Source organism: Trichococcus patagoniensis (assembly GCF_003051085.1).
Taxonomy (GTDB): Bacteria; Bacillota; Bacilli; order Lactobacillales; family Aerococcaceae; genus Trichococcus; species Trichococcus patagoniensis.
The window spans coordinates 1-1,473 of sequence record NZ_QAOM01000048.1 but is presented as its reverse complement, the minus strand read 5'-3'; the positions used below and the strand labels follow the sequence as shown (position 1 = coordinate 1,473).

The 1,473-nt window shown below is 42.1% G+C and carries 1 protein-coding gene; it reads right to left on the bottom strand.

Annotated features, from left to right (window positions below):
• Nucleotides 1–17 precede the first annotated feature (17 nt).
• Nucleotides 18–1,364, bottom strand: a complete 1,347-nt coding sequence (locus C8U37_RS14315) for an IS701 family transposase (protein ID WP_170100324.1) — start codon at nt 1,362–1,364, stop codon at nt 18–20.
• Nucleotides 1,365–1,473: the final 109 nt, after the last annotated feature.

Sequence of the window (1,473 nt, the reverse complement as noted above, 5' to 3'; positions counted from 1 at the left end):
CACCACTTTACAAGTAATTAAAAATTGTGCTTTTCTTCAACCCATTGTTCATAAGCCTTTAGGAGTGCCAGCGATTTAATCCTATTTTCGATGGAAAGCACGAAAGTATAGAAAAATACTTCCTGCTGGATCGCCATTCCAATGAGTTGTTTCTTCACTTGAGAACTTGCCACTTTCAAATGGGCATACTTCTTCTGTTTGAAGGGAAGAAGCTGAACGCCGCTATAGGCGATGGCTAAGAAGTTGACGTAACTTTCAATCCCGTTTTTACTTCTGAGCATATATTTGCCGAATGACCAAAAGGTCTTCTGTTCATAAAAGATAACCTCGATTGCCCAACGAAATCCATACAGGCCATAAGGCAACAGGCGGTTTCTGTCCGCTTCAGGTATTTCTGGGCAGAGTGTTTCCAGTTCTTGGTCATCGAGTAAAATATCTTCGGGCATAATCGTGCTGATGAAAATGCGGTAGCTGGAGGAGTTCTCCGGATTGTGTGTTGTGACCGTTACAAATATGGGATCTGGAAATAGATTGGTCATCACTTTCCGAGTGCCTACAAGATAATCACCAACCTGAGTATGTAGATTAAAGTCTAGGTGGCAATCTAAAGCTCTGCCCCTCTTGGCGGGGCGCCCGCGTTTACCGGTTGGTGCAGGAGGCAAGTCATATAGTTTTGTATCTACCCTTACATTGGCAATCAACTCCAATTGAGGATCAGAAGACACAAGTCTCCGGATCGCACCCTTTGGATACCAGCTATCACAAAGCAAGATCGCTTTCGTTTCCGTCGGAAACTCTTGGACTGCCTGCTCAACCATATTAGCAGCTAACTCCAGTTTGTTCTCATCTCTGGAACGTAACCGATAACCGACGGGAACGCTTAGATAACGCAGTTTTCCCTCTACCTCCACAGGGACACTGATTACCAATCCAACAAAACAATGTCCATTGAGATAGTTGCTTCCGTTATGGCATGCATGATCAAACATCAACTGGTATTCTTCAAAATGTGTACCGTATTTAGGTTGGAGAGTATCATCAATAATCAGAAAAATGGGATAGTTACGGTATTCCTCCGGAATGCAAGACAACGCGATACGGACCGTAATCTGATTCAATAGGGATCGGGAAATTTTACCTTGAGACATGAGATAGTAATACGAGTTCAAGCAACCGGAGGTATCCATCCTCTTCAAAAACCAAGTGTACAAAAAACGGACAGATTGAATCCCTTGCATCGAAATGATTGCCAAAAGAAAAAGGAAAAACTTATTCGCTGTCGGGCAAGTCATTCCGACAAAATAAGGTGCGAAATAAGTTCTCAAACTTTTGATTGTCATGCCTTTTTGATATAATTGATTCATAGCAAACAACCCCTTTTTTGTTGGTTTTTTCTCCAAATCAATCATACAAAAAATTTGGGGTTGTTTGTATTTTTATGCCCTGAGGGGCGTGAAAAGTTGTAAAGTGGTG

Excerpts from the sequence above, each read along its gene's own strand:
- C8U37_RS14315 (WP_170100324.1), bottom strand. The coding sequence starts at position 1,364 with ATGAATCAATTATATCAAAAAGGCATGACAATCAAAAGTTTGAGAACT.